The sequence below is a fragment of the Mangrovitalea sediminis genome (assembly GCF_002514725.1).
Classification (GTDB): domain Bacteria; phylum Pseudomonadota; class Gammaproteobacteria; order Pseudomonadales; family Oleiphilaceae; genus Mangrovitalea; species Mangrovitalea sediminis.
This window is the reverse complement of the sequence record NZ_NTLB01000001.1, coordinates 941,405-967,420: the sequence shown is the minus strand read 5'-3', so window position 1 is coordinate 967,420 and position 26,016 is coordinate 941,405. Positions and strand designations below refer to the sequence as shown.

At 61.3% G+C, this 26,016-nt stretch carries 28 protein-coding genes; 14 read left to right on the top strand and 14 right to left on the bottom strand.

Annotated elements, in window-relative coordinates; all coding sequences use genetic code 11:
* The first annotated feature begins 36 nt into the window (after positions 1-36).
* Complete coding sequence (locus CLR77_RS04570; RefSeq protein ID WP_227519803.1) at positions 37-660, top strand: HAD family hydrolase; 624 nt, start codon at positions 37-39, stop codon at positions 658-660.
* On the opposite strand, the gene CLR77_RS04565 is transcribed toward CLR77_RS04570, so the two are convergent.
* Positions 578-1,540 (bottom strand): alpha/beta fold hydrolase, encoded by a 963-nt coding sequence (locus CLR77_RS04565; RefSeq protein WP_097459373.1) that lies wholly within the window; start codon positions 1,538-1,540, stop codon positions 578-580. The two genes, CLR77_RS04570 and CLR77_RS04565, sit on opposite strands and share 83 nt — an antisense overlap.
* 179 nt (positions 1,541-1,719) lie before the next feature.
* Between CLR77_RS04565 and CLR77_RS04560 the strand changes: the two genes are divergently transcribed.
* Entirely contained in the window at positions 1,720-2,730 is a 1,011-nt protein-coding gene (locus tag CLR77_RS04560; RefSeq protein WP_227519802.1) for an LLM class flavin-dependent oxidoreductase, read from the top strand.
* A 22-nt stretch (positions 2,731-2,752) separates the two neighbouring features.
* Here CLR77_RS04560 and CLR77_RS04555 read toward each other — a convergent pair whose 3' ends face one another.
* Both CLR77_RS04555 and CLR77_RS04550 read right to left on the bottom strand, forming a co-directional pair.
* On the bottom strand, positions 2,753-3,988 hold the full coding sequence (locus CLR77_RS04555; RefSeq protein WP_097459371.1) for a lytic murein transglycosylase: 1,236 nt from the start codon (positions 3,986-3,988) through the stop codon (positions 2,753-2,755).
* Between the two features lie 189 nt (positions 3,989-4,177).
* Positions 4,178-5,185: an AraC family transcriptional regulator gene (locus CLR77_RS04550; protein ID WP_158227116.1), complete on the bottom strand. Its 1,008-nt coding sequence runs from the start codon at positions 5,183-5,185 to the stop codon at positions 4,178-4,180.
* Between the two features lie 254 nt (positions 5,186-5,439).
* Between CLR77_RS04550 and CLR77_RS04545 the strand changes: the two genes are divergently transcribed.
* The gene (locus CLR77_RS04545) at positions 5,440-6,561 is read left to right on the top strand and encodes an MBL fold metallo-hydrolase (RefSeq protein ID WP_097459369.1); all 1,122 of its coding nucleotides are present in this window, start codon (positions 5,440-5,442) and stop codon (positions 6,559-6,561) included.
* Positions 6,558-7,388, top strand: a complete 831-nt coding sequence (locus tag CLR77_RS04540; RefSeq protein ID WP_097459368.1) for an SDR family NAD(P)-dependent oxidoreductase — start codon at positions 6,558-6,560, stop codon at positions 7,386-7,388. The genes CLR77_RS04545 and CLR77_RS04540 overlap by 4 nt, the downstream gene beginning before the upstream one ends.
* Positions 7,389-7,402: 14 nt before the next feature.
* Here the strand turns inward: CLR77_RS04540 and CLR77_RS04535 are convergent, their stop codons facing one another.
* Positions 7,403-9,346 carry a ribonuclease R family protein gene (locus CLR77_RS04535; protein ID WP_097459367.1) on the bottom strand — a complete coding sequence of 648 codons (1,944 nt, stop codon included), beginning with the start codon at positions 9,344-9,346 and terminating at the stop codon, positions 7,403-7,405.
* A gap of 223 nt (positions 9,347-9,569) precedes the next feature.
* Here CLR77_RS04535 and CLR77_RS04530 point away from each other — a divergent pair, with 223 nt between their 5' ends.
* Positions 9,570-9,830 carry a hypothetical protein gene (locus CLR77_RS04530; RefSeq protein ID WP_097459366.1) on the top strand — a complete coding sequence of 87 codons (261 nt, stop codon included), beginning with the start codon at positions 9,570-9,572 and terminating at the stop codon, positions 9,828-9,830.
* Positions 9,831-9,938: 108 nt separating this feature from the next.
* Here the strand turns inward: CLR77_RS04530 and CLR77_RS04525 are convergent, their stop codons facing one another.
* The 7 genes from CLR77_RS04525 to CLR77_RS04495 form a co-directional block, all read right to left on the bottom strand.
* Positions 9,939-11,339 (bottom strand): ATP-binding protein, encoded by a 1,401-nt coding sequence (locus CLR77_RS04525; protein WP_097459365.1) that lies wholly within the window; start codon positions 11,337-11,339, stop codon positions 9,939-9,941.
* Positions 11,340-11,342: 3 nt separating this feature from the next.
* Positions 11,343-12,020: a response regulator transcription factor gene (locus tag CLR77_RS04520; protein ID WP_097459364.1), complete on the bottom strand. Its 678-nt coding sequence runs from the start codon at positions 12,018-12,020 to the stop codon at positions 11,343-11,345.
* 182 nt (positions 12,021-12,202) lie between these two features.
* Positions 12,203-12,565 (bottom strand): cupredoxin domain-containing protein, encoded by a 363-nt coding sequence (locus CLR77_RS04515; RefSeq protein ID WP_097459363.1) that lies wholly within the window; start codon positions 12,563-12,565, stop codon positions 12,203-12,205.
* Positions 12,562-15,435 carry a heavy metal translocating P-type ATPase gene (locus tag CLR77_RS04510; protein ID WP_097459362.1) on the bottom strand — a complete coding sequence of 958 codons (2,874 nt, stop codon included), beginning with the start codon at positions 15,433-15,435 and terminating at the stop codon, positions 12,562-12,564. Before CLR77_RS04510 ends, CLR77_RS04515 begins: the two co-directional genes overlap by 4 nt.
* 4 nt (positions 15,436-15,439) lie before the next feature.
* A complete protein-coding gene (locus CLR77_RS04505; protein WP_097459361.1) occupies positions 15,440-15,865 on the bottom strand; it encodes a MerR family transcriptional regulator in 426 nt (141 codons plus the stop codon).
* 86 nt (positions 15,866-15,951) lie between these two features.
* Entirely contained in the window at positions 15,952-16,269 is a 318-nt protein-coding gene (locus tag CLR77_RS04500) for a hypothetical protein (protein ID WP_097459360.1), read from the bottom strand.
* A 190-nt stretch (positions 16,270-16,459) separates the two neighbouring features.
* Positions 16,460-17,563, bottom strand: a complete 1,104-nt coding sequence (locus tag CLR77_RS04495) for a DUF2156 domain-containing protein (RefSeq protein WP_097459359.1) — start codon at positions 17,561-17,563, stop codon at positions 16,460-16,462.
* A gap of 360 nt (positions 17,564-17,923) precedes the next feature.
* Between CLR77_RS04495 and CLR77_RS04490 the strand changes: the two genes are divergently transcribed.
* The 7 genes from CLR77_RS04490 to CLR77_RS20105 all read left to right on the top strand — a co-directional run bounded on the left by CLR77_RS04490 (position 17,924) and on the right by CLR77_RS20105 (position 21,157).
* The gene (locus CLR77_RS04490) at positions 17,924-18,520 is read left to right on the top strand and encodes a TMEM175 family protein (RefSeq protein WP_097459358.1); all 597 of its coding nucleotides are present in this window, start codon (positions 17,924-17,926) and stop codon (positions 18,518-18,520) included.
* Positions 18,517-18,858, top strand: a complete 342-nt coding sequence (locus tag CLR77_RS04485; protein ID WP_097459357.1) for an SdpI family protein — start codon at positions 18,517-18,519, stop codon at positions 18,856-18,858. The genes CLR77_RS04490 and CLR77_RS04485 overlap by 4 nt, the downstream gene beginning before the upstream one ends.
* 43 nt (positions 18,859-18,901) lie before the next feature.
* Positions 18,902-19,288, top strand: a complete 387-nt coding sequence (locus CLR77_RS04480; RefSeq protein ID WP_097459356.1) for a MerR family transcriptional regulator — start codon at positions 18,902-18,904, stop codon at positions 19,286-19,288.
* A gap of 57 nt (positions 19,289-19,345) precedes the next feature.
* Complete coding sequence (locus CLR77_RS04475; RefSeq protein ID WP_097459355.1) at positions 19,346-19,756, top strand: carboxymuconolactone decarboxylase family protein; 411 nt, start codon at positions 19,346-19,348, stop codon at positions 19,754-19,756.
* A 118-nt stretch (positions 19,757-19,874) separates the two neighbouring features.
* Complete coding sequence (locus CLR77_RS04470) at positions 19,875-20,564, top strand: helix-turn-helix transcriptional regulator (protein ID WP_097459354.1); 690 nt, start codon at positions 19,875-19,877, stop codon at positions 20,562-20,564.
* Between the two features lie 75 nt (positions 20,565-20,639).
* The gene (locus CLR77_RS04465) at positions 20,640-21,023 is read left to right on the top strand and encodes a VOC family protein (RefSeq protein WP_198962655.1); all 384 of its coding nucleotides are present in this window, start codon (positions 20,640-20,642) and stop codon (positions 21,021-21,023) included.
* The gene (locus tag CLR77_RS20105; RefSeq protein WP_158227115.1) at positions 21,020-21,157 is read left to right on the top strand and encodes a hypothetical protein; all 138 of its coding nucleotides are present in this window, start codon (positions 21,020-21,022) and stop codon (positions 21,155-21,157) included. Before CLR77_RS04465 ends, CLR77_RS20105 begins: the two co-directional genes overlap by 4 nt.
* A 214-nt stretch (positions 21,158-21,371) precedes the next feature.
* On the opposite strand, the gene cynS is transcribed toward CLR77_RS20105, so the two are convergent.
* Complete coding sequence (gene cynS, locus CLR77_RS04460) at positions 21,372-21,818, bottom strand: cyanase (protein ID WP_097459353.1); 447 nt, start codon at positions 21,816-21,818, stop codon at positions 21,372-21,374.
* A gap of 243 nt (positions 21,819-22,061) precedes the next feature.
* Positions 22,062-23,486, bottom strand: a complete 1,425-nt coding sequence (locus tag CLR77_RS04455; protein ID WP_227519800.1) for a DEAD/DEAH box helicase — start codon at positions 23,484-23,486, stop codon at positions 22,062-22,064.
* A gap of 155 nt (positions 23,487-23,641) precedes the next feature.
* Between CLR77_RS04455 and CLR77_RS04450 the strand changes: the two genes are divergently transcribed.
* Positions 23,642-24,118, top strand: a complete 477-nt coding sequence (locus tag CLR77_RS04450; RefSeq protein ID WP_097459351.1) for a GFA family protein — start codon at positions 23,642-23,644, stop codon at positions 24,116-24,118.
* Here the strand turns inward: CLR77_RS04450 and CLR77_RS04445 are convergent.
* A complete protein-coding gene (locus tag CLR77_RS04445) occupies positions 24,058-25,275 on the bottom strand; it encodes a benzoate/H(+) symporter BenE family transporter (protein WP_097459350.1) in 1,218 nt (405 codons plus the stop codon). The two genes, CLR77_RS04450 and CLR77_RS04445, sit on opposite strands and share 61 nt — an antisense overlap.
* Before the next feature lie 127 nt (positions 25,276-25,402).
* Here CLR77_RS04445 and CLR77_RS04440 point away from each other — a divergent pair, with 127 nt between their 5' ends.
* Positions 25,403-25,972: a helix-turn-helix domain-containing protein gene (locus tag CLR77_RS04440; RefSeq protein WP_097459349.1), complete on the top strand. Its 570-nt coding sequence runs from the start codon at positions 25,403-25,405 to the stop codon at positions 25,970-25,972.
* Positions 25,973-26,016: the final 44 nt, after the last annotated feature.

Sequence of the window (26,016 nt, the reverse complement as noted above, 5' to 3'; positions counted from 1 at the left end):
GCGTCATAATGGGTCTTTGTTGTGGGGGGACGCGGTATGATGGCGAACGGTCTGGCGGGTATCCTAGAGGTGGAAGGCGTTGTCTTCGATCTTGATGGCACATTGGTGGATTCACGCCTGGATTTTGCGGCTCTGCGCGATCAGCTGGGGTGCCCGCCGGATACCGGTGTGCTGGAATTCGTGGCCGCCCTGGCTGACCGGGAGGCCGCCAGGGCGGCCGAGACGGTGATTCATGACTTTGAAATGGCCGGTGCCCGCGCTGCCACCTGGATGCCGGGAGCGCGGGCCCTGCTGGAGTGCCTGCACGGGCGCTCCCTGCCGACAGCGATTCTGACCCGCAACAAGCGGGATGCGGTGACCCTGACCGTGGATAGCCTGAGAATTGACGTCGACATGATCCTGACCCGGGAAGACTGTCGGCCCAAGCCCGATCCTGAGGGACTATTGCGGATTGCCGCCCACTGGCGGTGCGACCCATCCCGACTGGTCTACATCGGCGACTTCCGCTTCGACCTTGACGCTGCCCGCAATGCGGGGATGAAGGCCTGCCTCTACCTGAATGCCCGCAACCGCGAACTCATCCGACAGGCTGACTGGGTGATTGCTCACTTTGACGAGCTGACACGGGCTTTCTCTGGCCCTTCGCTGCGCCCCGCGTAGAGGTTTCGAGGCGTCGCACGAAGGCGGCGACCCTATCGGCAATCAATGCGGGTTGTGACAACGGCGACCAGTGGCCCACCTCGAGATCCTCACGTTCCAGATGAGGAACCCAGCGCTCCAGTCCGAGGTACAGCTCGGGGCCGACAAAGGGGTCCTGGCGTGCCACCAGCAGCAGAACCGGCACTTCCGTAAACCGGTTCCGGGGGTGGAGCAGGCGGGGTAGCATGTTGGCGCGGTACAGGGCGATGCCCCGTCGGCCGTTGTCGATTTGTAGCGGATCCGGCGCGACAGGCGTGTTTTCCAGACGCGCGATAAAGGCAGGCCACCGCCTGCCGCCAAATTTCCAGGCCAGGGGCGCAAGAAGCGGCAGGTGGAAGGCTGCGATATACCAGGAGTGCCATGCCTGCCGGGCGAGCTTGCCGAAACGGCGTTCCCTTAGTTGCTGGCGTAGCCAGAATCCCACATGATCGAGGCAGGGGCCGGACAGGGTGGTAAAGGATGCGATGCGCGGGCGCAGCTTGGGGTCGGTGACCGACTCCCAGGTCTGGATCGATCCCCAGTCATGTGCCACCAGATGGACCGGGCGGTCCGGGCTGGCTTTGTCGATGACGGCGCAGAGATCGGCGGATAGGTAGTCCAGCCGGTAGTCGCGTTGCCGGGCCGGTTTGGCCGAAGCCCCGGCGCCCCGCACATCGTACGCGACGACGTGAAAGTCGTTCGCCAACTTCTCTGCAACCTGCTTCCAGATCCGGGCGCTGTCGGGGTAGCCATGCACGAGAATGACGGTGGGTTTGTTGATATCCCCCCAGGTGTACAGTGCCAGTCGAATGCCGTCGCTGGCAGAGACCCAGGCGCTGGGACGATGCGAATCGATGTGCATGGTGACGGACTCCCGTTGGCGCAGGTTGCCTGAATGATGACATTGAAGAATGTAATGGTTGGGGTGGGCTGTCAACGGGCCGGTTGGGCCATATCTGGAACTGGCTCACATCCTGTCGAAAGACAAAATAACCCGGGATATCCGCGAAGCTGTCGGCCGTTATGGCCGAAGGAGTCTTTATGAAAAAGTTGGCCGATACGGCCCTATCGGTATTGGATCTGGTGCCGGTCAATACGGGGGAAACGCCGGCCGATGCCCTGCGCAAAAGCCTGGATCTCGCCCGTCAGGCGGAAGCGCTGGGCTTCCAGCGCTATTGGGTGGCGGAGCATCATAATATGCCGGGCGTCGCGAGCTCTGCGACCTCGGTGGTGATCGGCCATCTCGCCGCCGGTACTCGCCGTATCCGCGTTGGCGCAGGCGGCGTCATGCTGCCCAACCACGCCCCGTTGATTATTGCCGAACAGTTCGGGACCTTGGCGTCACTCTATCCCGACCGCATCGATCTGGGACTTGGGCGTGCGCCCGGTACGGACCCGATGACGGCGCGGGCTCTGCGGCGGGATCTGGTCGGTAATGCCGAGGATTTTCCGGCGCTGGTGGCCGAATTGCGCGGATACTTCGAGCCCGAGGACGACCAGCTTCGGCCGCGTGCCGTCCGGGCGGTGCCGGGTGCCGGGGTGAATGTGCCAATCTGGTTGCTGGGGTCCAGCGACTATAGCGCCCGTCTGGCCGCCGAATTGGGGCTGCCGTTCGCTTTTGCGAGCCAGTTTGCGCCGCAACACCTGTTGCCGGCCCTGTCGCTGTACCGGGATCGTTTCCAGCCATCTGCGGTGCTCGACAAACCTTATGCCATGGCTGGGGTAAACGTGTATCTGGCGGACACCGATGCCGAGGCGCAGAAGCTGGCAAGCTCCCACAAGCAACAGTTCCTCAACCTGATTCGAGGCGTACGCAAGCCGCTACCCGCACCGGTCGATTCTATGGATGGGCTCTGGAGTGCCGCTGAACGGGCTATGGTGGAAACCCAGCTGGCGGCGTCCTTTACCGGTTCGCCGGCGCGGGTGCGAGAGGGGCTGGAAAGCTTTCTGGAAAGGACCGCTGTCGACGAGTTGATCGTCAACAGCGCCATCTTCGACCACGGTGCCCGCCTGCTGTCCTATCGCCTGTTGGCGGAATTGCGCGGGAACTGAGTCGTCCCGCGCGAAAGCCGGGTCAGTGGCTGGCGGCGGTCTGGTCGCCCACGCCGAGGGAGGCCAGCACTTCTTCGCCGGGGTAGCCGTCGGCAATCATGCCGTGATGCTGCTGGTAATCGCGAATGGCGCTGCGAGTTGCGGTACCAAGTATGCCGTCGGGTTGTCCGGCGTCGAAACCCTTGGCGGTCAGTTCACTCTGCAGGCTCTGTACCTCTTCCCGCGTCAGACGCGGAAGATTGACGGGTGGTGCTTTCTGCAGGGGAGCCGCACCGGCAATCCGGTCTGCAAGGTAACCGACGGACAGCGCGTAATACTCGGAATGGTTCCAATCCATGATGACATGGAAGTTGTGATAGACCAGGAATGCCGGTCCGCGGTATCCGGCTGGAATCACCAGTGACGCCTGGACCTGATCGTCCTGGGGGAGGGGCTTACCGAAAGCGGTTTCAACGCCCAGCTTGTGCCAGTCGGTCAGCGAGCGCGGTTGGTTGATGCCGGCATCCTGGTAGGGAAAGCCTTTGGGCAGGAGGACTTCGCGTCCCCAGCGGGTGTCGGCGCTCCAGCCCAGACCTTTCAGGAAGTTGGCCGCGGAGGCCAGGGCGTCGGGCAGGCTGTGCCAGACATCCCGCTTGCCGTCGCCGTCGTAATCCACGGCATAGCGCAGGAAGACCGAGGGCAGGAACTGGAAGTTACCGATGGCTCCGGCCCAGGAACCCTTGAAGTCGGCGGGCTTGACGGCACCCTCGTCGACCATTTTCAGGGCGGCTATCACCTCCTTGCTGAAAAATGCGCTGCGTCGCTGGTTGCAGGCCAGGGTGGTCAGGGAATCCACAATCGGCATCTTGCCGAAGTAGCGACCGTAATCCGTTTCCATGCCCCAGAATGCCAGCAGGTACTTGGCCGGTACGCCATACTGGTGTGCCACACGTTCGAGCAGCGAACGGTGTTCGGCCAGCAGTTCGCGACCGGCGGCCACCTTGCTGTCCGTCACGCGGGCGTTCAGGTAACCGGCAAAGGTCTGGGTGAACTCAGGCTGCTTGCGATCCAGGTGAATGACCGTCGGGTTATGACTGACCTTGCCGAGTAATTCGTCGACGACTTTGGCCGAAATGCCATCCTGTCGCGCTTGGCTCTGGAGTTGGGCAACACAGGTATCGAACGGGGCATCGGCAATCGCCGGCAGCGCTGCCAGCGAGGAAAAGAGGCCGAGAAAGGCTGCCAGTAAAGGGCGATGAGAAAGGCGCACGGCGAACATGAGGGTTACCTGTCGAGACTATGTTCCGGGTTTACGATACCGAGAATCGCAGTCTGCTATCGGTATCGTCAATAGCCAGTGTAGGCGCAGGCTCGCCTCCGCGCACGCGCTTGATGATATTTGGTAAGGGTAATTAAGCGGCGTCCTTTGGCTCAGGCTTGGGGGAGGACGGCTTCGCCGCCGTACCTGTTACTCCTCTTCGTTTTGGGTGAGGCCGTTACCCAGAGCGCTGAGCGATAGCGGATATTGTAACTGTCGCATGCCCTGCAGGGTTTCGCTGGGCAGCTCACCGAAGAGCGAGCGGTACTGGGCGGCGAAGCGGCTCAGGTGATAGAAACCTTCGTTGGTGGCGTGCCAGGCAATGGGGTGGCGTTGATTATGGTCGGCCAACAAGGCGGCTCGGACGCGAATCAGTTTCTGGGCGCGATGGTAACGATAGGGCGTGCTGCCCAGGGCGCGCTCGAATGCGTAGTACAGTCCGCGCAGGCTCATACCCGCCATTTCGCACAGGAGGTTTGCGTTGTATTCCCAGCGCGGCTCCTGGCGCAGGAAATTGGCAACCTTTCGGATGCGGGGGTCGAGGGGCGAGATCTCCGGCAAGGTGATCGGGCGTCCCTCAAGGCTCGACTGGAACAGGTTGTAGAGTTGCTCCCGAAGCTGCTGAAGACCGTTCAGGCTTTCCTTGTGAGAGATCACATGGCGCTGGTGTTCAAGAAACTGTCGGCAGGCCCGAATGATGCCATCGCGTAAAACCGGTGAACTCTGTGGCTTGGTGTCCCGGAATATCCGGTCGAGGATCTCCTGTCTGCCTGATTTCCGGGTGAGGCGTATCGCCAGGTGTGGCGTATCCTCGGCATAAAAGATTTCCAGCGGTGAGTCCGGTTGCAGGAAATGCAGTTTGTCATAGGTGATCCTGTCGAACGCCTCCTGACAAACGACAGCGCGTCCCTTCTCTATCCAGAGCATGCTGTAATGGTCGTAGTGCCTGCTTTGCACCTGTACCGCTTGTCCGTAATTGATATAGGTGGCCTGTATATCGGGGAGGGCAACAACACCCATGAAGGCCTGGTGATCGCCACCCGGACTTGTTGGATTCCCTTGGATTCGGATACCGGGGACTTGTTTTCGAAGGGCTTCGCCGACCAAGGCAAGGGGCGCCTTAAGGCAGACGGCATGATTGATTAAGGGTTGATCCATATTCACGATTTTTGACATAACGGTTACGGCGACGCATTTATAGCCCGATTGAATGTCGCGGGGCGGGGTCGCGTATATCCGCATCCTGCAAATTGAGACGATACGAGAAGACAGGTTGAACCCTTATGATTCAGATCAAGGGTTGTGACTGTTTTGTGACCAGTTGCCGTGCCGTTATGAGGTGCCATTTCGGGGTAAAAGGACTATCTTGTCCGACAATGTCGCGTTGACCATCGGACAAGAGAGAAGCCTCTATGAACGCCATTGTGACTCCTGTGCCGGCAGATCCGGAGCAGCTGGAAACGCTGGGGATTCGACCGTTGACGGATTTCGAGCACTGTCGCGATGACCCCCGACCGACAGCCCGGCTGGCATCGGTACGTCAGGCGGCTGAAGGTTTCCGGGAACGCATGCTGGGGCAAGGGACACCGGTCCGCTATTACCGCACCGTCGACCTGATCCGTGCGCCATACCCGACCCGCTACGGGCTGTATAACGCGGCTCGCGTGCCGTCGCCCTACATGCATATTCTCAACCGGATGTTCGTCATCCAGTACGATTCACCGGTGGGACTGAAAACCCTGCTGTTCTCGCCATCGGATATCGACGGTAATCGGGAAACCCCCTTTTTCAAGCGGCTCTCGCGCCAGATGGGGCCCCTGTCGGGTCCGCTGGATGGCTTCCTGGCGCCGGTTCTGCACCGGGTCGAGGATGCGCTGGCTATCGCGGGTATCGCGCCGGAGCAGGTCGATTTCATTTCCTACGATCACCTGCATACCCAGGATGTGCGGAAATGGTTGGGTGCGGATGGCCAGCCGGGTTATTTCCCGCGGGCCAAACTGCTGGTTATGCAGCAGGAGTGGGCATCGACCCAGGCATTGCTGCCGCCTCAGCGGGACTGGTACTGCCCCCGCGGTATCGAAGGGATCGATCCGGCGCGTATCGTTCTGTTACCCGGCTCGGTGCAACTGGGCGACGGTGTGGCGCTGGTGCATTCGCCAGGGCATACCGAGGGCAATCACTCACTGGTGGCGCATACACCCGACGGCCTGTTGGTCAGTAGTGAAAACGGGGTGTCCGCCGACAGCTACTCGCCGCGGCATTCGCGTATTCCCGGCGTGCGCCGCTATGCCCTCGAAACGGGTATGGAAGTGATTCTGAATGGGAATACCCAGGAATCCGGCCTGGATCAATACATCTCCATGGTGATGGAAAAAACCATTGCCGGGCCGACCCGGCGTCACCCCGATTTCTGCAACGTGGTTCCCTCCTCTGAATTGTCCGCTTATTGGGCCTTCCCCGGGTTACGGCCGACCTTCAGTTTTGGCGAATTGACCTATGGCGCTCCGATCAGGACGAGCGGGGAGAAGCGATGATGAGTGCACCATCGACACGTATTGCCTGGGTTACCGGCAGCGCCAGCGGTCTGGGCGCGGCGTTGACAACGGCTTTGTTACGAGGTGGCTGGCAGGTGCTGGCCAGCGATATCAATGCCGATGGGTTGAGCCGGACCGCCGCTGATGCGGGTTGGGATGAGCGGCGCTGCAGGCTGGTGACGCTGGATGTGCGTGAGTCCGGGCAATGGCGTTCGCATCTGGCGACGCTGTCTGAGGAGTGGGGGGTGCCGTCGCTTCTTTGCAACGTGGCGGGCTACCTGTTGCCGGGGTATATCCTGGAAACACCCGACGACCAGATCGATCGTCACTTGGATATCAACGTCAAAGGGGTGATCCATGGTTGCCGCGTGGTTGGCGAGGCCATGGTGGAAGCCGGGCATGGCCATATCATCAATATCGCTTCCCTGGCTGGCGTTGCGCCGATTCCGGGCATTGGGCTTTACAGTACGTCCAAGTTTGCCGTCCGCGGTTTTTCCCTGCTGCTGGCCCAGGAACTGGCACCGAAGGGGGTGCGGGTGTCGGTGGTCTGTCCAGACGCCATCGAAACGCCGATGCTGAAGTTGCAGGAGGACTGGGACGAGGCGGCGCTGACTTTTTCGGCCCCCCGTGCCTTAGGCACTGCCGATGTCGTCAGGACGATCGAGCGCCTGATCCTGCGCCCGAGGGACGAAGTGTTGCTGCCCGGCTGGAGGGGCTGGTTGGCGAAGCTGGGGAACTGTTTCCCGGTACTGTCCCGGCAACTGAGTGCGCCCCTGCGAGAGAAGGGGCTGAGAGAGCAGCGGCGCCGCCATTCGGCGGGCCGCTGATGTGGCTCAGGGGATCAGGCGATCCATTGGAAACGGATCTGCCGGCGTTGCGCGTCGACATCTGCCAGTTTGACGGTGACCGGCTGTTCCAGCGTGAAGCTGCGCTCGGTGTTACTGAGCGTCAGCGTCACCGGATCGAATGCGTATTTGCCCTCGAGATCCTTGCTGCTGACAAAACCTTCGATACCCGTCTCGTCCAGGCGGACGGTGAAACCGGCCGGCAAGGTACGCACGATGGTGCCGCTTAGATCCTGGTCACGGAACTGCTGGATATACTGACACTTGAGCCATTGCTCGGCGTCGTTGGCGGCGGCTCTCGCCTGTGCCTGACGCTGCTGCAGATCGCTCAGCACAGCGGCATCCAGCGGTTTGGCCTCACCCTTGCGCAGTACCTCGCGGATCAGGCGATGGATGCAGAAATCCAGGTATTTGCGCAGAGGCGAGGTAAAGGTCGTGTACGCTGACAGGCCCATGCCCTGATGGGGTGCCGGCTGACTGGAAAGCTCGGCGCGCTCCAGTTGGCGGGTGACGATGCTGCGCAGGGGGAGCGGATCTTTCAGTCCGTTGGCGTTGCGCAGCAGTGTCGCGAAACCTTCTGGGGTGGACGGGTCCAGTTCCGCCAGTGCCGGGAATTTATCCTCCAGCAGTTTGCGGACGTTCTCTACACGTTCCTTGCGCAGCCCGGCATGGGTGATAAAGAGTCCGTGGCCGGCACGCTTGCCCAGGAAGTCCGCGGCACAGCGGTTTGCAGCGACCATACACTCTTCCACCAGGCGATGGGCCGGTGTCGCAACCAGGCGATCGATGCAACGGATCTTCCGCTTGTCATCCAGCCGCAGGCGGTAGTCGACGCGGTCTTCCGTCAGCAGGGCATGACTTTCCCGCCAGCGGCGCAGGGTCTGGGCGAGTTCGCCGAGATTGTGCAGTCCGTTCAGGGTGCTGTCGTCCAGTGCGGCCAGGGCTTCGTCCACCTTGCTGTCGAGGAAGGAGGCCACCTGTTCGTAGCTCAGTTTGGCGCGGGAGTGAATGAGTGCTTCATAGAGTTCATAGTCTCCGAGCGTGCCGTCCGCGCCCACCTGGATTTCACAAATCAGCGCCAGTCGATCCTCGCCGGCGACCAGTGAACAGAGCTGGGTGCTGACGTTGTCCGGCAGCATCGGGCGAATGTCGCCGGGGAAGTAAACGGTGGTCGCCCTTTCGCGCGCGGCCTGCTCCAGAGCACCGCCATCGGCGACGAGCGCGGTGGGATCGGCGATCGCCACCCAGAGGCGCCAGCCGTCACCGTCTTTTTCGGCATGCAGGGCGTCGTCCATATCCAGCGTCGTTGCCGCATCGATCGTGACGAAGGCGCGGTCACGCATGTCGCGGCGCTCGGGGGCGGCGGTAGCCAGGCTATCGGCCGTCAGCGCCCGGGCTTCCTTCAGCGCCGCCTCGGGCCACTGCTCGACGAGGTTGAATTTACACATCGCGTAGGCGCGCTCGATACCCGGTGTCTCGTCGTTGCCCAGTACCTTGAGCACTTCCACCTGGGGGTTGCCATCGCGGAAGGGGTGCTGCGTAAGCCGGCAATACAGGTAGTCGCCGGACTTGGCCTGTTGGCGTTTCTTGGGCGGAATGAACAGCCAGCGGTTGAGGCCGGGCACATCCGGGACGGCAAAATGGCCGTTACCTTTGACCAGGTAGCGGCCAACAAAGGTGGTCAGGCTGGAGGCTTTGAGGGCATCGACTTCGGCAAAGGTCTTGCCGCTGGCATCTTCCTGAAGTGTGACTTCGATGCGATCACCGGGCAGGACGCGCTGCATCTGCTCCTGTGGCAGGTAGATATCACGTCCGTCGTCCAGTGTGACGAAGCCGAAGCGACCCTGAGTAGCCTTGACGGTTCCCGGATACACCTCCTTGTTGGCCTTGATGTCGGCCTTGAGTTGGCGCAACTGCTGGAGCACGTCGGCGTTGAGCATAACGATCCTTTCCTGACGTCATTTTAGGGGGCCGCCATTATAGCGGATGAAGGAGGCGAGGTCCTCGCCAACGCGTTATGCAAAATGCAATCCGTAACGCCAACCATTGTCATGACGTAGATCAATATTGTGGTGCGGGAGCCGGAATTTGCCGGATTGCGCGAAAACCAAAGTGGCCGGATACTTCGCGGGCCAATTGGCATTCAACTCTCAGGAGAAATACATGAACGTTCGGAGTGTCGTTATTGCCAGTCTTCTGTCTACTGCGCTGATCAGCGCACCGGTCATGGCCGCTGAAGGCGGTGCTCAGCCGGAGAAGACGCCCGCGACGCAGCAAGCTGCTGGAAAAGCAGCTGGCAAGGAAGCAAAGAAGACGCATCACGTCAAAAAACATGTTAAGAAACATACCAAGAAGAAGGTCCATCACAAGAAAGCAGCCAGCAAAAAAGCTGAGCCCGCCAAGAAAGCTGAGAAGACCAAGTAAGACGCCTGGGGTAACGGCGCAGCGCTAGCCTGCCGATATTGCCCTCTTCGCGCCACTGCCATCCGGCGTGGCGCTTCCCGCTGCTCAATTCCTTTATGTGATCGAGACTTAGTCCGTCGCCGTCAATGTAAAACGGACCGTCACGCTCAACCCCTGCTGTCGATCATCCGTGCTGTCCAGGGCGATCTCCGCACCATGCAGTTCTGCGATGCGTGACACGATGGCCAGCCCCAGCCCGGACCCCTGCCCGAGGCGGTGATCCAGCCGCACGAAGCGCTGCATGACCCGTTGGCGTTCGAGCGGTGGTATGCCGGGACCATAGTCTCTGATCAGCAGCGTCGGGCCTGCGTCGGCGACGTGCAGAAAAACCTCCACGGTGCTGCCGGGCGGGCTGTATTGAATGGCGTTACCGACCAGGTTCCGCACCAGCGTGGCGAGCAACACGGGGTTACCCTTGACGACGGGAGCCGTGGTTGCGCTTTCCTCAAGCATCAGCTCGACGTCCTTCTTCATCGCCACCGGCGCCAGCTCCGCCAGCACTTCGGCGACCAGAGGGTTCAGGTTGCAGGGCGTGGCGTCTATGGAACGCTCCGGATCGAGCCGGCTCAGCAACAGCATCTGCTGCACCAGATTGACCATACGATCCACGGACGCGAGCAGTGCCTGCCGACGCTCAGGATCCTGTTTCAGTTGGCTTTCGATATTGAGCCGCAAGGCGGTCAGGGGAGTGCGCAATTCGTGGGCGGCGTTGGCCGTGAACTGCCGTTCCCGGTCCAGCGCTTCGCTAAGACGTATCAGCAGTTTATTGAGCGCCCTGACCAAGCTGCGGACCTCTTTCGGCGCGACCGATTCGTCGAGGGGTTCCACCTGTGTCGGCGCCATGCCCTGGATCTGCCGTTCGAGGCGGGCAAGTGGGCGGAAGCCGAGCCAGATGACGCCTGGCAGCACCAGCATCAGGCAGGGCAGGGCGATGAGCAGCGGCATGGTATTGCCCAGGGCCAGCTTGGTGGCCAACTCCTGGCGCAGGTCGCCTCGCTGGGCGGTGCGAATCCAGTATCCGGTGCGGCTGTCGTGCAGCGTATAGGTCCGCCAGCGCCAGTGCTGGTCCCGGATCCAGTCATAGGCCGGCGTTTCTTTAAGGGGGGCGTTGAGGGCGGCAGGGCTATCCAGCAGGGGGTCGCCATCGGGCGTCCAGACCTGGAAGGCCATCGCCTTATCGAGATGCTCACTTGTGCCTTTGCCCAGAATGCCCAGGTTGTCGATGGCACTGTCCTTGTCCTCAACGTCCTCCCTCGGTCGGGTTAGTCGCTCCCGCAGGCGTTCGAGAGCTTCGCCGGAGACATGCTCACGGATCAACCCTTCGACCACGTGGGCGGATTGCGCCAGCTGACCGTCGAACAGACGGCTCAGTGTCTGTGTACTTTCCCGGTAGCTCAGGAAAAGCGCGACGGCATAGATGGTAACGACGACGCCGAGGATGGCAAGAATCAGGGTGCGGCGTATCGGCATGGCTCAGGCGCCGCTGGTCAGGGTTTTCGGATCGAGGAGATAGCCGACACCCCTCACTGTGCGGATACCGGTCTTACCAATCTTCTTGCGCAGGTTGTGGATATGCACTTCCAGCGCGTTACTTTCGACACCTTCTTCCCAGCCATAAAGTTGTTCTTCGAGCCGGCTGCGCGTCACCACTTTGCCGGCATTGCGCGCGAGGCAGTGGAGCAGCATGAACTCGGAGCGGGACACCGTCAGCGGCAGGTCGTTCAGCGACACGGAAAAATGCGCGGGGTCGATTTGCAGGGTGCCGACGTCGAGGGTGGGTGAGCCCTGCCCTCCGGTGCGCCGGATAACCGCACGTAGGCGCGCCAGCAGTTCGTCGAAGGCGAAAGGTTTGGGCAGGTAGTCGTCGGCGCCGGCATCCAGGCCTTCCAGCCGATTGCCCAGCTCGCCGCGGGCCGTGAGCACGATGATCGGGGTATTGATGCCTTGCTGCCGGGCTCTGGCGATCACCTCCAGGCCGTCCAGCCCCGGTAGGGTCAGGTCCAGGACAATGGCATCGAAACGCTCGTCTGCCAGGGCATTGAGCGCCTGTCGGCCATCGTCGACCCAGTCGACGGTGTAATGGTGTTCTCGCAGCAATGATTGCAGCGTACCAGCAAGAGGCAGATCGTCTTCAACCAGTAACAGGCGCATGTGTCGGCAGCATCGAGTGGTCAGGCGGACAAAGCCGTTGCCGCCAAGGTTTCGGGGGGAAACCGGTCATCGCCGACAGCAACGGCGCGATGTTCGACATGGTAACGGTCCGTCGCCGGCAGCGCTACAACGAAGCTTGTCTTTGATCTCCAGCCTTGATGCGTCTCAAGACGCGCCGCCCATCAGTCCGTGACTTTGAGCTGCCCTTGATACATCTGCATCTGGCAGGTGAAGCGGAAAGTACCGGCCTGTTTCGGGGTGAACCGGATTTCCTTGGGCTTGCCGATCGGCAGCGTTTCGCTGATATCCAGTCCGTGAAAGATGACCTGTTCGGCACAGGGGCTGGCATCCTTTCGCAGGAAGCGCAGCGTCAGCGGCTGTCCCTTGGGGGTCTCTATATAGGCGGGTTCGTAAATGCCGTCGTCCACCAGAATATCGATGGGGCGACCGGCCGATACCAGCGCCTGGCGGGGTTTCCAGAGCCAGAACCACCAGACGACAAAGGCTGCAATCAGCAGGCCGGCCAGATTGACGAGCAGGTTCATGAACGACCTCCTGCGGTTGGCTGAGGGGTGGGCGTGTTGACGTCAGTGTCCTGTGCCTTCCCCGTTTCACCCGTAAGGCCCGCCGAGCCCGGTTTGAAAAAGCGCAGACGTCCGGCATTACTGACCACGGTGACCGAGGACAGCGACATGGCGGCGCCGGCAATCACCGGGCTGAGCAGCAGGCCCCAGAGCGGGTAAAGCACGCCGGCGGCGATCGGAACACCGAGGCTGTTGTAGACGAAAGCGCCGAACAGGTTCTGACGGATATTGCGCACGGTCGCCCGAGAAATCTCGATGGCATCCGCTACACCGTGCAGCGAGCCCCGCATCAGGGTCACCGCGGCACTTTCGATAGCGACGTCGGTGCCGGTGCCGATGGCGAAGCCCACATCGGACTCGGCCAGGGCCGGTGCGTCGTTGATGCCATCGCCGACCATGGCAACCCGGGCTCCGGATTCGCGCAGTTCACGTACGATGCGGGCCTTGTCTTCCGGCAGGACTTCCGCATGGATTTCATCGACCCCGGCTTGCCGTGCAATGGCCTCTGCCGTGGCGCGAATGTCGCCGGTCAGCATGACGACGTGCAGGCCGAGCTTGCGCAGACGCTGAATGGCGGCCCTGGTGTCGTCCTTGAGGCGGTCGGCAATACCGATCACCCCCGCGGTTTCGCCATCGACGGCAATCAGCAGCGGTGTGCCCGCGCCGGCCGTGACCTCGTTGACGGCGCTCTGCAGTTCCTCGGTGCTTACGCCCTGTGCCGACAGCCAGCTGCGGTTGCCGATCAGGACTTCCCGGCCCTCGATCCGGCCGCGCACGCCCTTGCCGTTGATCGCCTCGAACTCGGTGCATTCCGGCAGCGACAGCTGGCGCTCCTCTGCCGCACCGGTCACCGCTGTCGCCAGCGGATGTTCGGATGGGCGTTCGACGGCGGCCGCGATGCGCAGCAGGGCGTCGTTGTCCCAGCCTGGCTGCGGCAGGATGGCGGTGACGGTGGGGCGTCCTTCCGTCATGGTGCCAGTCTTGTCGAGGACCACGGTATTGAGCTGTCCCGCAGTCTGTAAGGCTTCGCCTTGACGCATGAGGACACCGTACTCGGCGGCCTTGCCGACCCCGACCATGACGGAGATGGGAGTGGCCAGGCCCAGGGCGCAGGGACAGGCGATGATCAGGACCGTCGTTGCCGCCACCATCATGTGCACGATCTGAGGTGCCGGTCCGACGTCGTACCAGATGAGTGCGGCGGCAACCGCAATCAGCAGGATCACCGGAACAAACACGGCCGCGACGTCATCTGCCAGGCGCCCGATGGGCGGCTTGGCACCCTGGGCTTTTTTGACCATGCGTATGATCTGGGCAAGGGCCGTGTCCCGACCGACGCGAGTGGCCCGATACACCAGGCTGCCGCTCTGGTTCAGCGTACCGCCGGCCACGGTATCGCCCGGATTTTTACCGACCGGCATGGGTTCCCCGGTCAGCATGGATTCGTCGATACGGCTCTGTCCTTCGACGACTTCGCCGTCGACGGCGATTTTCTCTCCGGGTCTTACACGGATCAGGTCACCCTGCTGGACCTGTTCGACGGGAATGTCCTGCTCTGACCCGTCGCGCAGCACGCGCGCGGTTTTGGCGCGTAGATCGAGGAGGCGTCGTATGGCCTGGGAGGTCTTGCCCCGGGCCCGCACCTCCAGCGCCTGGCCCAGGTTGATCAGGCCGATGATCATGGCCGATGCCTCGAAATAGACGTGGCGGGCGCCGGGGGGGAGCCATTCTGGAAACAGCACCACGACGATCGAGTACAGCCAGGCGGTTCCTGTGCCGACCGCGATCAGCGTGTCCATGTTGGCGCTGTGGTGCCTGAAGGCCTTCCAGGCGCCGGTGAAGAAGTGGTTGCCTGCATAGGCGAGGACGCCCAATGTCAGGATGCCGATACCGAGCCAGACCCAGTGCCCGATGCTATCCGGCGCAACTGACATGCTGCCCCCGAACAGGCCCCACAACATCAAGGGGACGCCCAGCCCGAGCCCAATCCACATATTGCGAATCAGTGACCGGTAATGGGCCGTTTCGGCCGCTTCCCGTTCGGCATCGCCGCTCTCCTCATCCTCGATGACACTGGCGCCGTAACCGGCATCTTCCACGGCTTTGACCAATTGGTGAGGGTTTACGTCGCCTTCCACCTGGGCGGAGCGGTCAGCGAAATTCATGGAAGCCGCGCTGACGCCGGGCACGCTGCGCAGGGCCTGCTCGATGGTGCGCACGCAGGAGGCGCACTTGGCACCGGTGACATTCAGGTTGATGGTTTGTCCAGTCCCGGCCGGGGCGGCGGTTTCAGCTGTGGCGGTCTCGGTGAGCTCGCACGCTGGTGCTGTCGTTTCGTCAGCCTCTTCGCGGGCCGTCTGGGCCTCCAAAACCTGCGCGGGATAGCCCGCATCGGTGACGGCCTGGGCGGCGGCTGCGGCATCGGGGTGACCGGTCACGGCGACACGCTGGTTCTCCAGGTCTACCGAGACGGATTCGACACCGTCGAGAGCTTCCAGCGTCCGGGTGATTTTCTTGGCGCACCCCTGGCAACTGGCGCCGGAGATGCCGAGCACCAGATTTGCATCCTGCGGCTCTGGCGTCGTTTCACTGGTGCTTCCCGTGTCGAGAACCTGCGCGGGATAGCCTGCATCGGTGACGGCCTGGGCGGCGGCTGCGGCATCGGGGTGACCGGTCACGGCGACACGCTGGTTCTCCAGGTCTACCGAGACGGACTCGACACCGTCGAGGGCTTCCAGCGTCCGGGTGATCTTTTTGGCACAGCCCTGACAGCTGGCTCCTGAAATACCGAGCAGCAAGTCGGCTTTGGGCGTGTGTGTGATTTCGTTCATGGTGTCAGGCCTCCTTCCGGACTTCCTGATCGTCCCAGTGTTCGATCAGGCGGCAAATCGTGTGGCCGTCGGGTGCACCGTCCGGCATTTCCTGCCAGATGCTCATCGCCTCGCGCATGCGGTCCCGCAGGGATTGTAATTCATTCAGCTGTTTTTCCACGTCCGCCAATCGTTGTTCGAAGACGTGGCGGACCATGGGGCAAGGCGAGTTGTGCTCGTCGGCCTCGTGCAGGATTTCACTGATCTCCTGCAGGCTGAAGCCAAGTTGCCGGGCTTTGCGGGCGAAGCGCAGGCGCCTGAGGTCATCCACGGAATAGCGGTGGTAGCCGTTATCCGGATTGCGTTCCGGGTGCAGCAGTTGCTGCCGGGTGTAGTAGCGAACGGTTTCCGGGTTGACCCCGGCCGCGGCGGCAATCTCAGAGACGTGCATGATCCGCTTCCCCTTTTGCAGCGTCGGCATCAATGGGCTTCAGCCCAATACTACGTCTACTGTAAAACCTTTGAGTAGGTCATAGGTCAAGGATTTGTTCGATCATCGTGCAGGGCGGCATCGCAATGGTGGCAGCGTCGGGGCGCTTCGAGGCGGGCTTCCCAACCGGGGTATCTTCCGCAGGCCGGACAGCGCAGGAAAAGCTGGAACAGCGGAATGGGGACAATGAGTGCCGCCAGGGCCAGCCCTGTCAGGCCGAGGTGGAGTTGCCCTCCGGGATGGCCGAGCACGATGACACTGCCGAGCACGATGAAGGCCATAGTGGCATAGCGGCGGTGCCAGCGCTCCCAGCGAAGGATCCGGGCATATTGGGTGGGGGTCAGGGTATCGGGTGGTGTTGTCATGGGGGTGGTGAATGTGGGCGCGCGCTCACTGAAACCTCTTCGAGTACTTTGATCGCATCATAGAGGTTCGCATGGCTGGCATAAAGCCTGGGACGGGCGGAAGTTGAGTCGCCACCATGCAGTGCAAGCCCGTCAACGAAAAAAAGCCGCGCATTCGCGCGGCTTTTCAGTGTCGTCGAACCGGATCGGCTCAGAGCAGTCCTGCCATGATACTGGCGCCAGCCGGTGACAGCTTGACCTGGCCGAGGATGCCGGTGCCGCGGAGGATGGTCCAGGCGACTTTCAGGGCCGGGATGTCATCAGTGGCGACGTACCACTTGGTTTCGATGCCGCGGTAGCGGGACTTGTGGTAGGCCAGTGCCTTGAAGGCATAGAACTTGTTGCCGTGTTCGTAGAGGAAACTGCAGATCTTGCGGACGATCTTGCGCTCGCCTTCTACCGGTGCGACACCATGTAGCGGCGAAATGCCCAGGGAAAGCCATTCGATACCTTCGGCACGGAAGATGTTCATGGCTTCCAGAATGATGAAATCGAGCAGGCCGCTGGGCACGTTATCGAACTGCTGGCGCAGGATGTTGGCGGTGTAGCCGACGACCTTACCGTTCTTGTAGTAAGGGTCGAAGAAGACGTAACCCAACAGACGGTCGCCGTCATAGCAGTAGAACTTGCGCACGCCCCATTCGTCATTGAAAACGGGAGGGCGGGTCAGCAAGCGCAGTTCGCGGCTGCTGACGGCCTTATGGCTGCGCCAGGCATCAGAAATCTGCATCACTTGCGCCTGATCCACTTCATCCCAGGTCTGTTCCTTGACCACGACGCCACAACGCTCACCCAGATTGGCTGCATGGCGCAGTTGCTTCTTGTGCTTGCCTTTGACATCGAAGTCCGCAATGGGAATGGAGAATTCGGTACCCATTTCGTTGATGTTGTAACCGATGGTACGCAGATCGCGAGCCACGTCCGCATCGATACCGACAAAGAAGGTGCGGCCGGGAACACGATTCAGGAAGGCGCGCATCAGCCAGGGGCGGGCAGCCGGATCGCAGACCGGGTTGGCGAAGACCACATTGACCCGGCCCATGATGGTCCGCATCGGGAAGTAGGCGATGAAGCCGACTTCGTCGATCCCAAAACGCTGAACCCCTTCCTGCAGGTTGAAGTAAGCGCTGGACTGGCCGCCAAAACGGGCAATCAGGCGCTGACATTGCTGCAGCGACAGGGAATGATCGGTCGCCGACTCAAGAAGTGCCAGGCGATCCAGTATCAGGGCGGATGATGGAATCGATGCGGTCACGGCTAATCACCTCTCTGGGACAGTTCTTCTTGTTGTTACACCGGTTTGTTTCTGTCCCGGTTTGTAATGATCTGTGAGTAAACGTTACGCCCATTATCTGAGGATGAGAATGGGGGGGCGGTAATTTTGTGAACAGACACGGGTGTGTATCTTCGGGGACATGATGGCGGTCACAAAACGACCTTATTTTCGTGATTTTTCTAGGAAAATCGATTGTCGGACAATCTTAGGGATGGCGCATGAATCAAGGCATTTGAGCCGATTCGGGGAGAGAAATGGCTACCGGTTTCGGGCAAAAGGCTAGTCTCGTTCGCACGACTGGTTATGATGGTCGGATGTCGAAAACAACGGAAAATTCCCATGGGCAAGAACCGGCTTGAGGCGTTCAGCGATGGCGTGCTGGCGATCATCATCACCATCATGGTTTTGGAACTGAAGGTTCCCCATGGCGATAACCTGGGTGCCCTGCTGGCCCTGATTCCGATCTTCCTCAGTTATCTGCTCAGTTTCATCTATGTCGGTATCTACTGGAATAATCATCATCACATGTTTCATACGGCGGGTACCGTCAAGGGCGGCATACTCTGGGCCAATCTGCATCTGCTGTTTTGGCTGTCGCTGATTCCGTTCGCCACCGGCTGGATGGGCGAAAACCATTTCGCGCCGGCACCGACAGCCCTGTATGGCCTGGTGCTGTTAATGGCGTCGATGGCCTATTGGCTGCTGCAGCGTGCCATCATCGCCGCTCAGGGCGACGATTCGTTGCTTGCCTATGCGGTGGGCCGGGATGTCAAAGGTAAGCTTTCACCGGTCCTGTATTGTGCGGCCATTCCGTTGGCCTTCGTCTCGCCCTGGATTTCCGGCACCCTCTACATTCTGGTCGCCCTGATGTGGCTGATTCCGGACCGCCGTATCGAGCGGGTGCTGATGACAAGGGAAGAGCGGTCTGCCTTATGATCGTACCGATTCCGGATGTCCATATCGGGTTTGGGCTGGCGGCTGCGGCGCTGGCTGTGCCGCTTATCCTGCGCCGGGTGCCGATGAATCACTTCTACGGTATCCGGGTACGCAAAGCCTACACATCGGACAGTAACTGGTATGCCATCAATGCGTTCGGCGGCTGGCTCTTCCTGTGTTTTGGCGTTTTCCTGGTGGCCTGTGGTTTTCTGGGGCGTCCGTTCGCACCAGAGCCCGGCAGCCCCTGGGCGCCGGTCTATCTCTTCGTTCCCCTGTTGGCCCTGGTGCCGCTGATGCGATATATCCGGCGTTATGCCCGGCAGCGGCCTGAGGCGTGAATCCGGATGCGATGGCGCCGGCCGGTCTACGAAGGAGTTTCATATGAATGTGGCTGAGTTTTCCCGACGCGTCGGTCTCAGCACCTATACGTTGCGTTACTACGAGAAAATCGGGTTGCTCGGCGATGTGCGCAGGCGTCCCAATGGTCATCGGGATTTTACCGAGCGGGATCTGGCGTCGATCGCCTTTATCCTGCGCCTGAAAGAAACCGGCATGTCCCTGGAGCAGATGATTCATTACGCGAATCTGCGGGCCGCCGGAGCCGAGACCTTGCGCGAACGCCAGCAGATGATGCGTGATCATGCCCGGGCCGTGGAGGCCAATATTGCTGTTCAGCAACAGCACCTGGAGAAACTCCGGGAGAAAGTGGTGATCTACGACGCCCTGATCGAAGAGGCGGAGACAGCGGGAGCGCTTGACTTAGAGTGAACTCTAACTCGTAGGCTGGACTTGAACGTACATTCAGCTGCCGAGGAGAGCACACCCATGTCGAGTGAAAACCCGGATCGCTATGCCCGTGGTTGGGAAAAACTGAAAGAAATCGATGGCCATGCAGGTGAGAACGTCATCGAGTCCCTCAAACGGATTGCGCCTGATTTGGGGCGCTATGTCATCGAGTTTGGCTTTGGCGACATCTACAGCCGTCCCGGCCTGGACCTGAAGTCCCGCGAAATTGCCACCGTAGCCGCACTCACCGCCATGGGCAACGCAGCTCCACAATTGAAAGTGCATATCCATGCCGCCCTGAACGTTGGCTGTTCGCCGGAAGAAGTCATCGAAGTGATCACCCAGATGGCCGTCTATGCCGGCTTCCCGGCAGCGCTTAATGGGGTTTTTGCCGCAAAGGAAGTGTTTGAGGCGCGGGGGTTATTGGGTGACGGCGTTTCCCCCGAGTAATGTTTATATGGGCTCCGACAGGATCGCTATAGTTGATCCCGCCAAACCCGTGCCACAATGCCGCAGTTTGCGTTAAGGGCCTCTCACCGTCCACCACGATCAAGGATCGAGAACCGCTGTGTCCCGTGCCGAACGTCTGTTGCAACTGATGCAGTCACTGCGTCGCCACCGTTATCCGGTAAGTGGTGCGGCGCTGGCGGAGGAGTTGGGGGTGAGCGTGCGTACCCTCTATCGCGATATTGCTTCTTTGCAGGCGCAGGGTGCGCAGATCGAGGGAGAGGCGGGTGTCGGTTATGTGCTGCGCCCGGGGTTTACGCTGCCGCCGTTGATGTTCTCGGAAGAGGAAATCGAGGCTCTGGTGTTGGGTGCGCGCTGGGTGGCGAAGCGGTCCGATCCGCAGTTGGCGGAGGCGGCGCGGAATATGTTGGCCAAGGTGTCCGGTGTCCTGCCGCAGGCCTTGCGTCATGAGCTGGAATCCTCGGCGTTGTTGATCGGTCCGGGCGATCCGGTGCTCGGTGACAGCCGCATGCTGGAGGAAATCCGTCTGGCGATCCGGCAGGAGCGCAAGGTCGATATCGATTATCAGGATAAGGATGGTCAGGATAGCTGCCGGGTCATCTGGCCTTTCGCCCTGGGTTTTTTCGAGAATTTCCGGATGATTGTTGCCTGGTGCGAGCGGCGTGAAGCCATCCGCCATTTTCGTGTCGACCGGATTTTGGCGATGCGTTTGACGGAAACACGCTATCCCCGGCGGCGCCAGCAGTTGCTGCAGGAATGGCGTATGGCGAAAGGCATCGCGGAACAGTAAAACACTACTGACAAAAGTTGTCAGTCGCTCTCCTTAGGATGGCGTTGTCACCCTAACACTGCCAAGGAGATGAAGATGACGATCGAGATGACAACGCCCACCCTGATACTGCTCTATGTCGAAAATGCCCAGGCCAGCGCCGATTTCTACGGCAGCCTGCTAGGCCTGTCGCCACTCGAAGACACACCGGCCTTCGTCATGTTCCAGTTATCCTCAGGCGCCCAACTGGCCCTGCGTAACCGCGACGGGGCACAACCGCCACTGGTGGCATTGCCCGGCGCCACTGAAATCGGTTTTATGGCATCGGACCGCGCCGCGGTCGACGATCGGTTCGAAGACTGGCAGCGAAGGGGTCTGAGCATCCTGATGCAGCCGACGATGATGCCCTTCGGCTACACCTTTGTGGCGGAAGACCCGGATGGCCATCGGCTGCGGGTCTATGCGCTGGGGGCCGCGTGAGCCGTTTCTGGGTCGCTGTAGCCTCGGCGGAGCATGTCCGCCGGGGAATGATGATGGACAGGCCGCAAGCGACGGCGGGATCCCCCGGCGATGTGTTCGCCTTGGTCGATGCGGTGCGTCAGCAGCGCAGTTGAGCCTGTTGCCTGGCCGGAGCGTCCTCACGACTGCTTCGGCCCCCATTGCGGTGTAATGCCCTCCGGTACACCTTCACTGGTGATCCGCTGGATCCTGCTTTCAGCGGTTCCGGTAGGGCGCATTAACCAACGGGCAATGCGCCGGGGGCCTCCCGCCAATCCCGATCATTCGACGGCCTCTTCAGACCTTAAGAGGCCGTCCGCTTATGGGGGCTCACCAGCGCTTATACGGCAAAAACTTCCCGTTCATGGTCACGACCACCCGGTCTCCCTTGGGATCTTCCTGCCGGTCGACGTCCAGGGTGAAATCAATGGCACTCATGATGCCGTCGCCGAACTTCTCGTGGACGATCTCCTTCACCGACTCGCCATAGACCAGCATGATTTCGTAGAAACGGTAGATCAACGGGTCGGTGGGAATGTCCTTGGTCATGCTGGTGCCCTTGTAAGGACACTCCTGCAGGGCCTCGGCTATGTCCGGCCCCAGCCCCAGAGCGGCCGTCAGTTTCTCGGCTTCGGCTTCCGGCATGCTGTTTTCGCCCAGACAGGCGGAGCAGGTCCAGAGTGGCGACATGCCGAGCGTTGTGCCCAGTGCTTCCCAACTGATCCCCCTGGCTTTCTTGGCGGCCAGAATGGTGGTGCGCATGGTCTGCTTATCCATGGTTTTTCCTCCGTTGACGGGATGTGGCCTCTCAGCGCATAGACAGAGGACCCTGGTCGGGAGGTGAGCAATAAACAGACCAGTGGCTGGGGTGAGTGATTCTTCGGTGAGATCGGGCGTAATAGGGATTTGGGTGGGGCTTAAACGTGCGCGGATCCGCCTTTATGGTGCGGTCGGGGACGGAAGGACGGTTTGTGTAGAAACGACTGGGGCCATACAAGGCCCCAGTCGTTGCAGTGGTGGCTAGCGTCGGGAAGACGCGCCTTGCCCCTGAGACCCACCATCCTGGCGCGGGCCACTGCGATTGGGGCGCCGGTTGCGGCGATTGCCCGCCGGACGGGCATCCCCGGAACCGTTGCCGCTTGCGCGGGCTGCCGGTTTGCTGCTGCCGCCCTGGCGGGGCTTCTGGCCCTGCTGTTTCTTTTCGCCAGCACCTTCGCCGTTGCGCTGTCCCTGCCTGGGCGCGCTCGGACGTCGGCCTTTGGGCGTCCGCGGATTCAGGCTCGATTCCGGCAGATTCTGTATCGGCTCGAAACCGTCGACCGTTGTGCGGGTCAGCATTTTCTTGATCAGGCGCTCGATGGCAGCCAACTGATCGAATTCGTCAGCGCTAACCAGCGAAATGGCCTGACCGGTGGAACCCGCTCGACCGGTGCGACCGATGCGGTGCACGTAATCTTCCGGCACATTGGGCAGGTCGACGTTGACCACCTGCGGCAACTGGTCGATGTCCAGGCCACGAGCGGCGATGTCGGTCGCCACGAGGACCCGGGTGGCGCCTTTCTTGAAGTCGGCCAGGGCCTTGGTCCGTGCGCTCTGGCTCTTGTTGCCGTGGATCGCGGCGGCGCTTATGCCTTCGGCTTCCAGGAAGCGGGTCAGGCGATTGGCTCCGTGCTTGGTCTTACAGAAGACCAGGACCTGCTCCCAGCGCTGTTCCTGGATCAGGTGCGCAAGCAGCGCCGGCTTGCGTTTCTTGTCCACCGGGCTGATCCATTGCTTGACCGTGGGGGCTGCGGAGTTGCGCGGCGTCACGGAAATCTCCACCGGCTGGTTCACGAGTCCCTTGGCCAGGGTGCGGATCTCTTCCGAGAAGGTGGCAGAGAACATCAGGTTCTGACGCTGCTTGGGCAGGAGAGCCAGAATCCGGCGGATGTCGTGAATAAAGCCCATGTCCAGCATGTGATCGGCTTCGTCCAGCACCAGCACTTCCAACTGATTGAATCGGATGGCCCGCTGATTATACAGGTCCAGCAGACGTCCCGGTGTCGCCACCAGGATATCGACGCCCTTGCGCAGCTTGATCATCTGCGGGTTGATCTTGACCCCGCCGAAGACCACGGCAGAGCGCAGGGGCAAATGTTTCCCATAGGTCGCGACGCTTTCGGCCACCTGGGCAGCCAGTTCGCGGGTCGGTGTCAGGATCAGGACGCGGGCCTGGTTGGCCTGGGCGCGTTCACCTTTGGACAGGCGTTCCAGGATAGGCAGCGTAAAGCCAGCGGTCTTACCGGTCCCGGTCTGGGCGGCCGCCATGACGTCTTTGCCTTGGATTACCGCGGGAATGGCCTGGGCCTGAATCGGTGTGGGGGTTGTGTAACCTTGTTCTGCGATGGCTTTGAGGAGCGGGGCGGATAACCCCAGGGAGGCAAAGCCGGAATCTTCATTAATCACTGCGTATTCGTTCTCTTGGGGTGCCGACGATAAACCGTCAGCGGTCATGCAGCTTACAGGAAACGAGCTCCAAGGACTATCATCCTGTGTTATCGGTGGCGTGGGGGCCTTCTAGTCGCGCCACGCCTTTCGTTGGTTGGATAAGGAATTGCCCGATGACGACTAGCTTCCTTCATGCTGAAGGCGGCTGTACCTGTGGTTCTGTCCGCTACCGCCTGCAGCGCGATCCCATGATCGTTCACTGCTGCCACTGCCGCTGGTGCCAACGGGAGACTGGCTCTGCATTTGTCCTCAACGCTTTGGTGGAGCGGGAATGTGTCGATCTCCTGCAGGGTGAGGTGGTGGCGGTCCCAACGCCCTCGGCCAGCGGCAGAGGGCAGACCATTGTCCGCTGTCCTCGTTGTCAGGTGGCGTTATGGAGTCATTATCCCGATGCCGGGGCACCCATCTGTTTTGTCCGCGTCGGCACCCTGGACTTCACGGAGCGTTGTCCCCCGGATATCCACATTTATACCGCCTCGCGTCAGCCCTGGGTCTGCCTGCCCCCGGAGGTGCCTGCGGTGGACGAATACTATGAGTTGGAGGATGTCTGGTCGGCCGATAGTTTGGCCCGGTTCGCCGCCACCCGCTGACGCAGGATGGTGCGGGCCACAATGCCGGCCGCCAGCCCCCAGAAGGCGGCACCGATGCCAAACAGGGTGACGCCGGAAGCGGTGAGCAGGAAGGTGATCAGCGCCGGCTCCCGCTCGCTGGCATCCTCCAGCGCGGCATGCAGGCTGTTGCCGATGGTGCCGAGCAGGGCGAAGCCGGCGAGTGCAACCACAAAGGCGTGCGGAAAGGCGGCGAACAGGGAGACCACCGTCGCGCCAAACAGCCCGATGACCACGTAGATGGCACCGGCGGAGACCGCAGCCAGATAGCGCGAACGACGGTCGGCTCCGGCTTCCTCGCCCATGCAGATGGCCGCGGTGATGGCGGCCAGGTTGAGGGCGAAGCCGCCAAAGGGCGCCAGAATCAACGTCGCGATGCCGGTCACGGTCAGCAGGGGCGACAGCGGTGTCTGGTAGCCGTTAGCGCGCAGGACGGCCAGTCCCGGTACGTTCTGGGACGTCATGGTGACGATAAACAGCGGCAGGCCGATGCTGATCAGTGCCGAGAGGGAAAAGGTCGGGGCGGTCAGCACCGGTTTTGCCAGTGCCAGATGCAGTGCCTGCCAGCGCAGGTCGCCACTAAAGGCCGCATAGGCGGTTCCGGCGATCAGCACCAGCAGGGCGGCATAGCGGGGCCAGCGTCGGCGGGCGACCAGGTAGGTGGCAAACATCAGCGCCACCAGGGCCAGTTTGCTGTGCAGGGCGGCAAAGGCCTGTAGGCCGAATTCCATCAGAATCCCCGCCAGCATGGCCGCGGCCAGCGCTTTGGGAATATGGTGCAGCAGGCGCTCGAACCAGCCGGTCCAGCCTGCCAGTACGATCAGCAGACCCGAAAACAGGAAGGCGGCCGTCGCCTCACCCAGCGAGTGGCCGGCGAGACTGGTGACCAGCAGCGCCGCACCCGGTGTCGACCAGGCCGTGAGAATCGGCTCCCGGTAATAGAAGGACAGCCCGGCGCTGGTCAGACCCATGCCCAGCCCCAGTGCCCAGATCCAGGAACTCACGACCGCCTGATCCGCCCCGGCGCTTTGGGCGGCCTGGATAATGATCACGACGGAGCTGGTAAAGCCCACCAGTACGGCGATAAAACCGGCTGCCAGATGCGAGAGCGAATACGAGGATCCTGTCCGGGCGCGCATGGATGAAACTCCTGGGTTTCGAGGGCGTGCGTTTTAACGCACAATAAGTCAGTAGCGTAGCATTCGTGCGTTATAGCGCACAATAGTTTGCGCGGATGTGCTTTCGTTGGTGACAAGGGAATTCCGGATGACGGATATCAGTAAACATTTGGCGTGTACCCTGAAAGGGTTGCGCCAGCAAAAAGGCTGGAGCCTGGACCGTGCGTCGACGGAAACCGGGGTCAGCAAAGCGATGCTCGGGCAGATCGAGCGCGGCGAATCCAGTCCCACCGTCGCCACCCTCTGGAAGATCGCCACCGGCTTCAACAGTTCCTTCTCCGGTCTGCTGACAACACCGGAGGAACCCCTGGATGCGCCGGTCTTCCGCTCCGGTACCGATCCCCAGGCTGCGCTCCCCAGAGACAGCCTGCAGGTAGTTCCCCTGTTTCCCTTCGAGGCCCGCTTTGGCTTCGAGCTGTTCGAGCTCAGTCTGCCGCCCCACACGGAGCATCTTTCCGACGCCCATGAAGCGGGAGTGGTGGAGCATGTGATGGTGATCAGTGGCGCCATGGCGTTGCTGCTGGACGGCGAGTGGCGCGCCGTTCCGGAGAGTGGTGCCGTGCGCTTTGCCGCAGACCGCCCCCACGGCTATCGGAACGAGGGAGATGTCGCGGTGCGGTTCTATAACCTGATTCATTATCCGGCGGGGCATGGTTGATGCCTTCAGGGTCATCCGCAGCCTGATCGGTGGGCAAAGTGAGA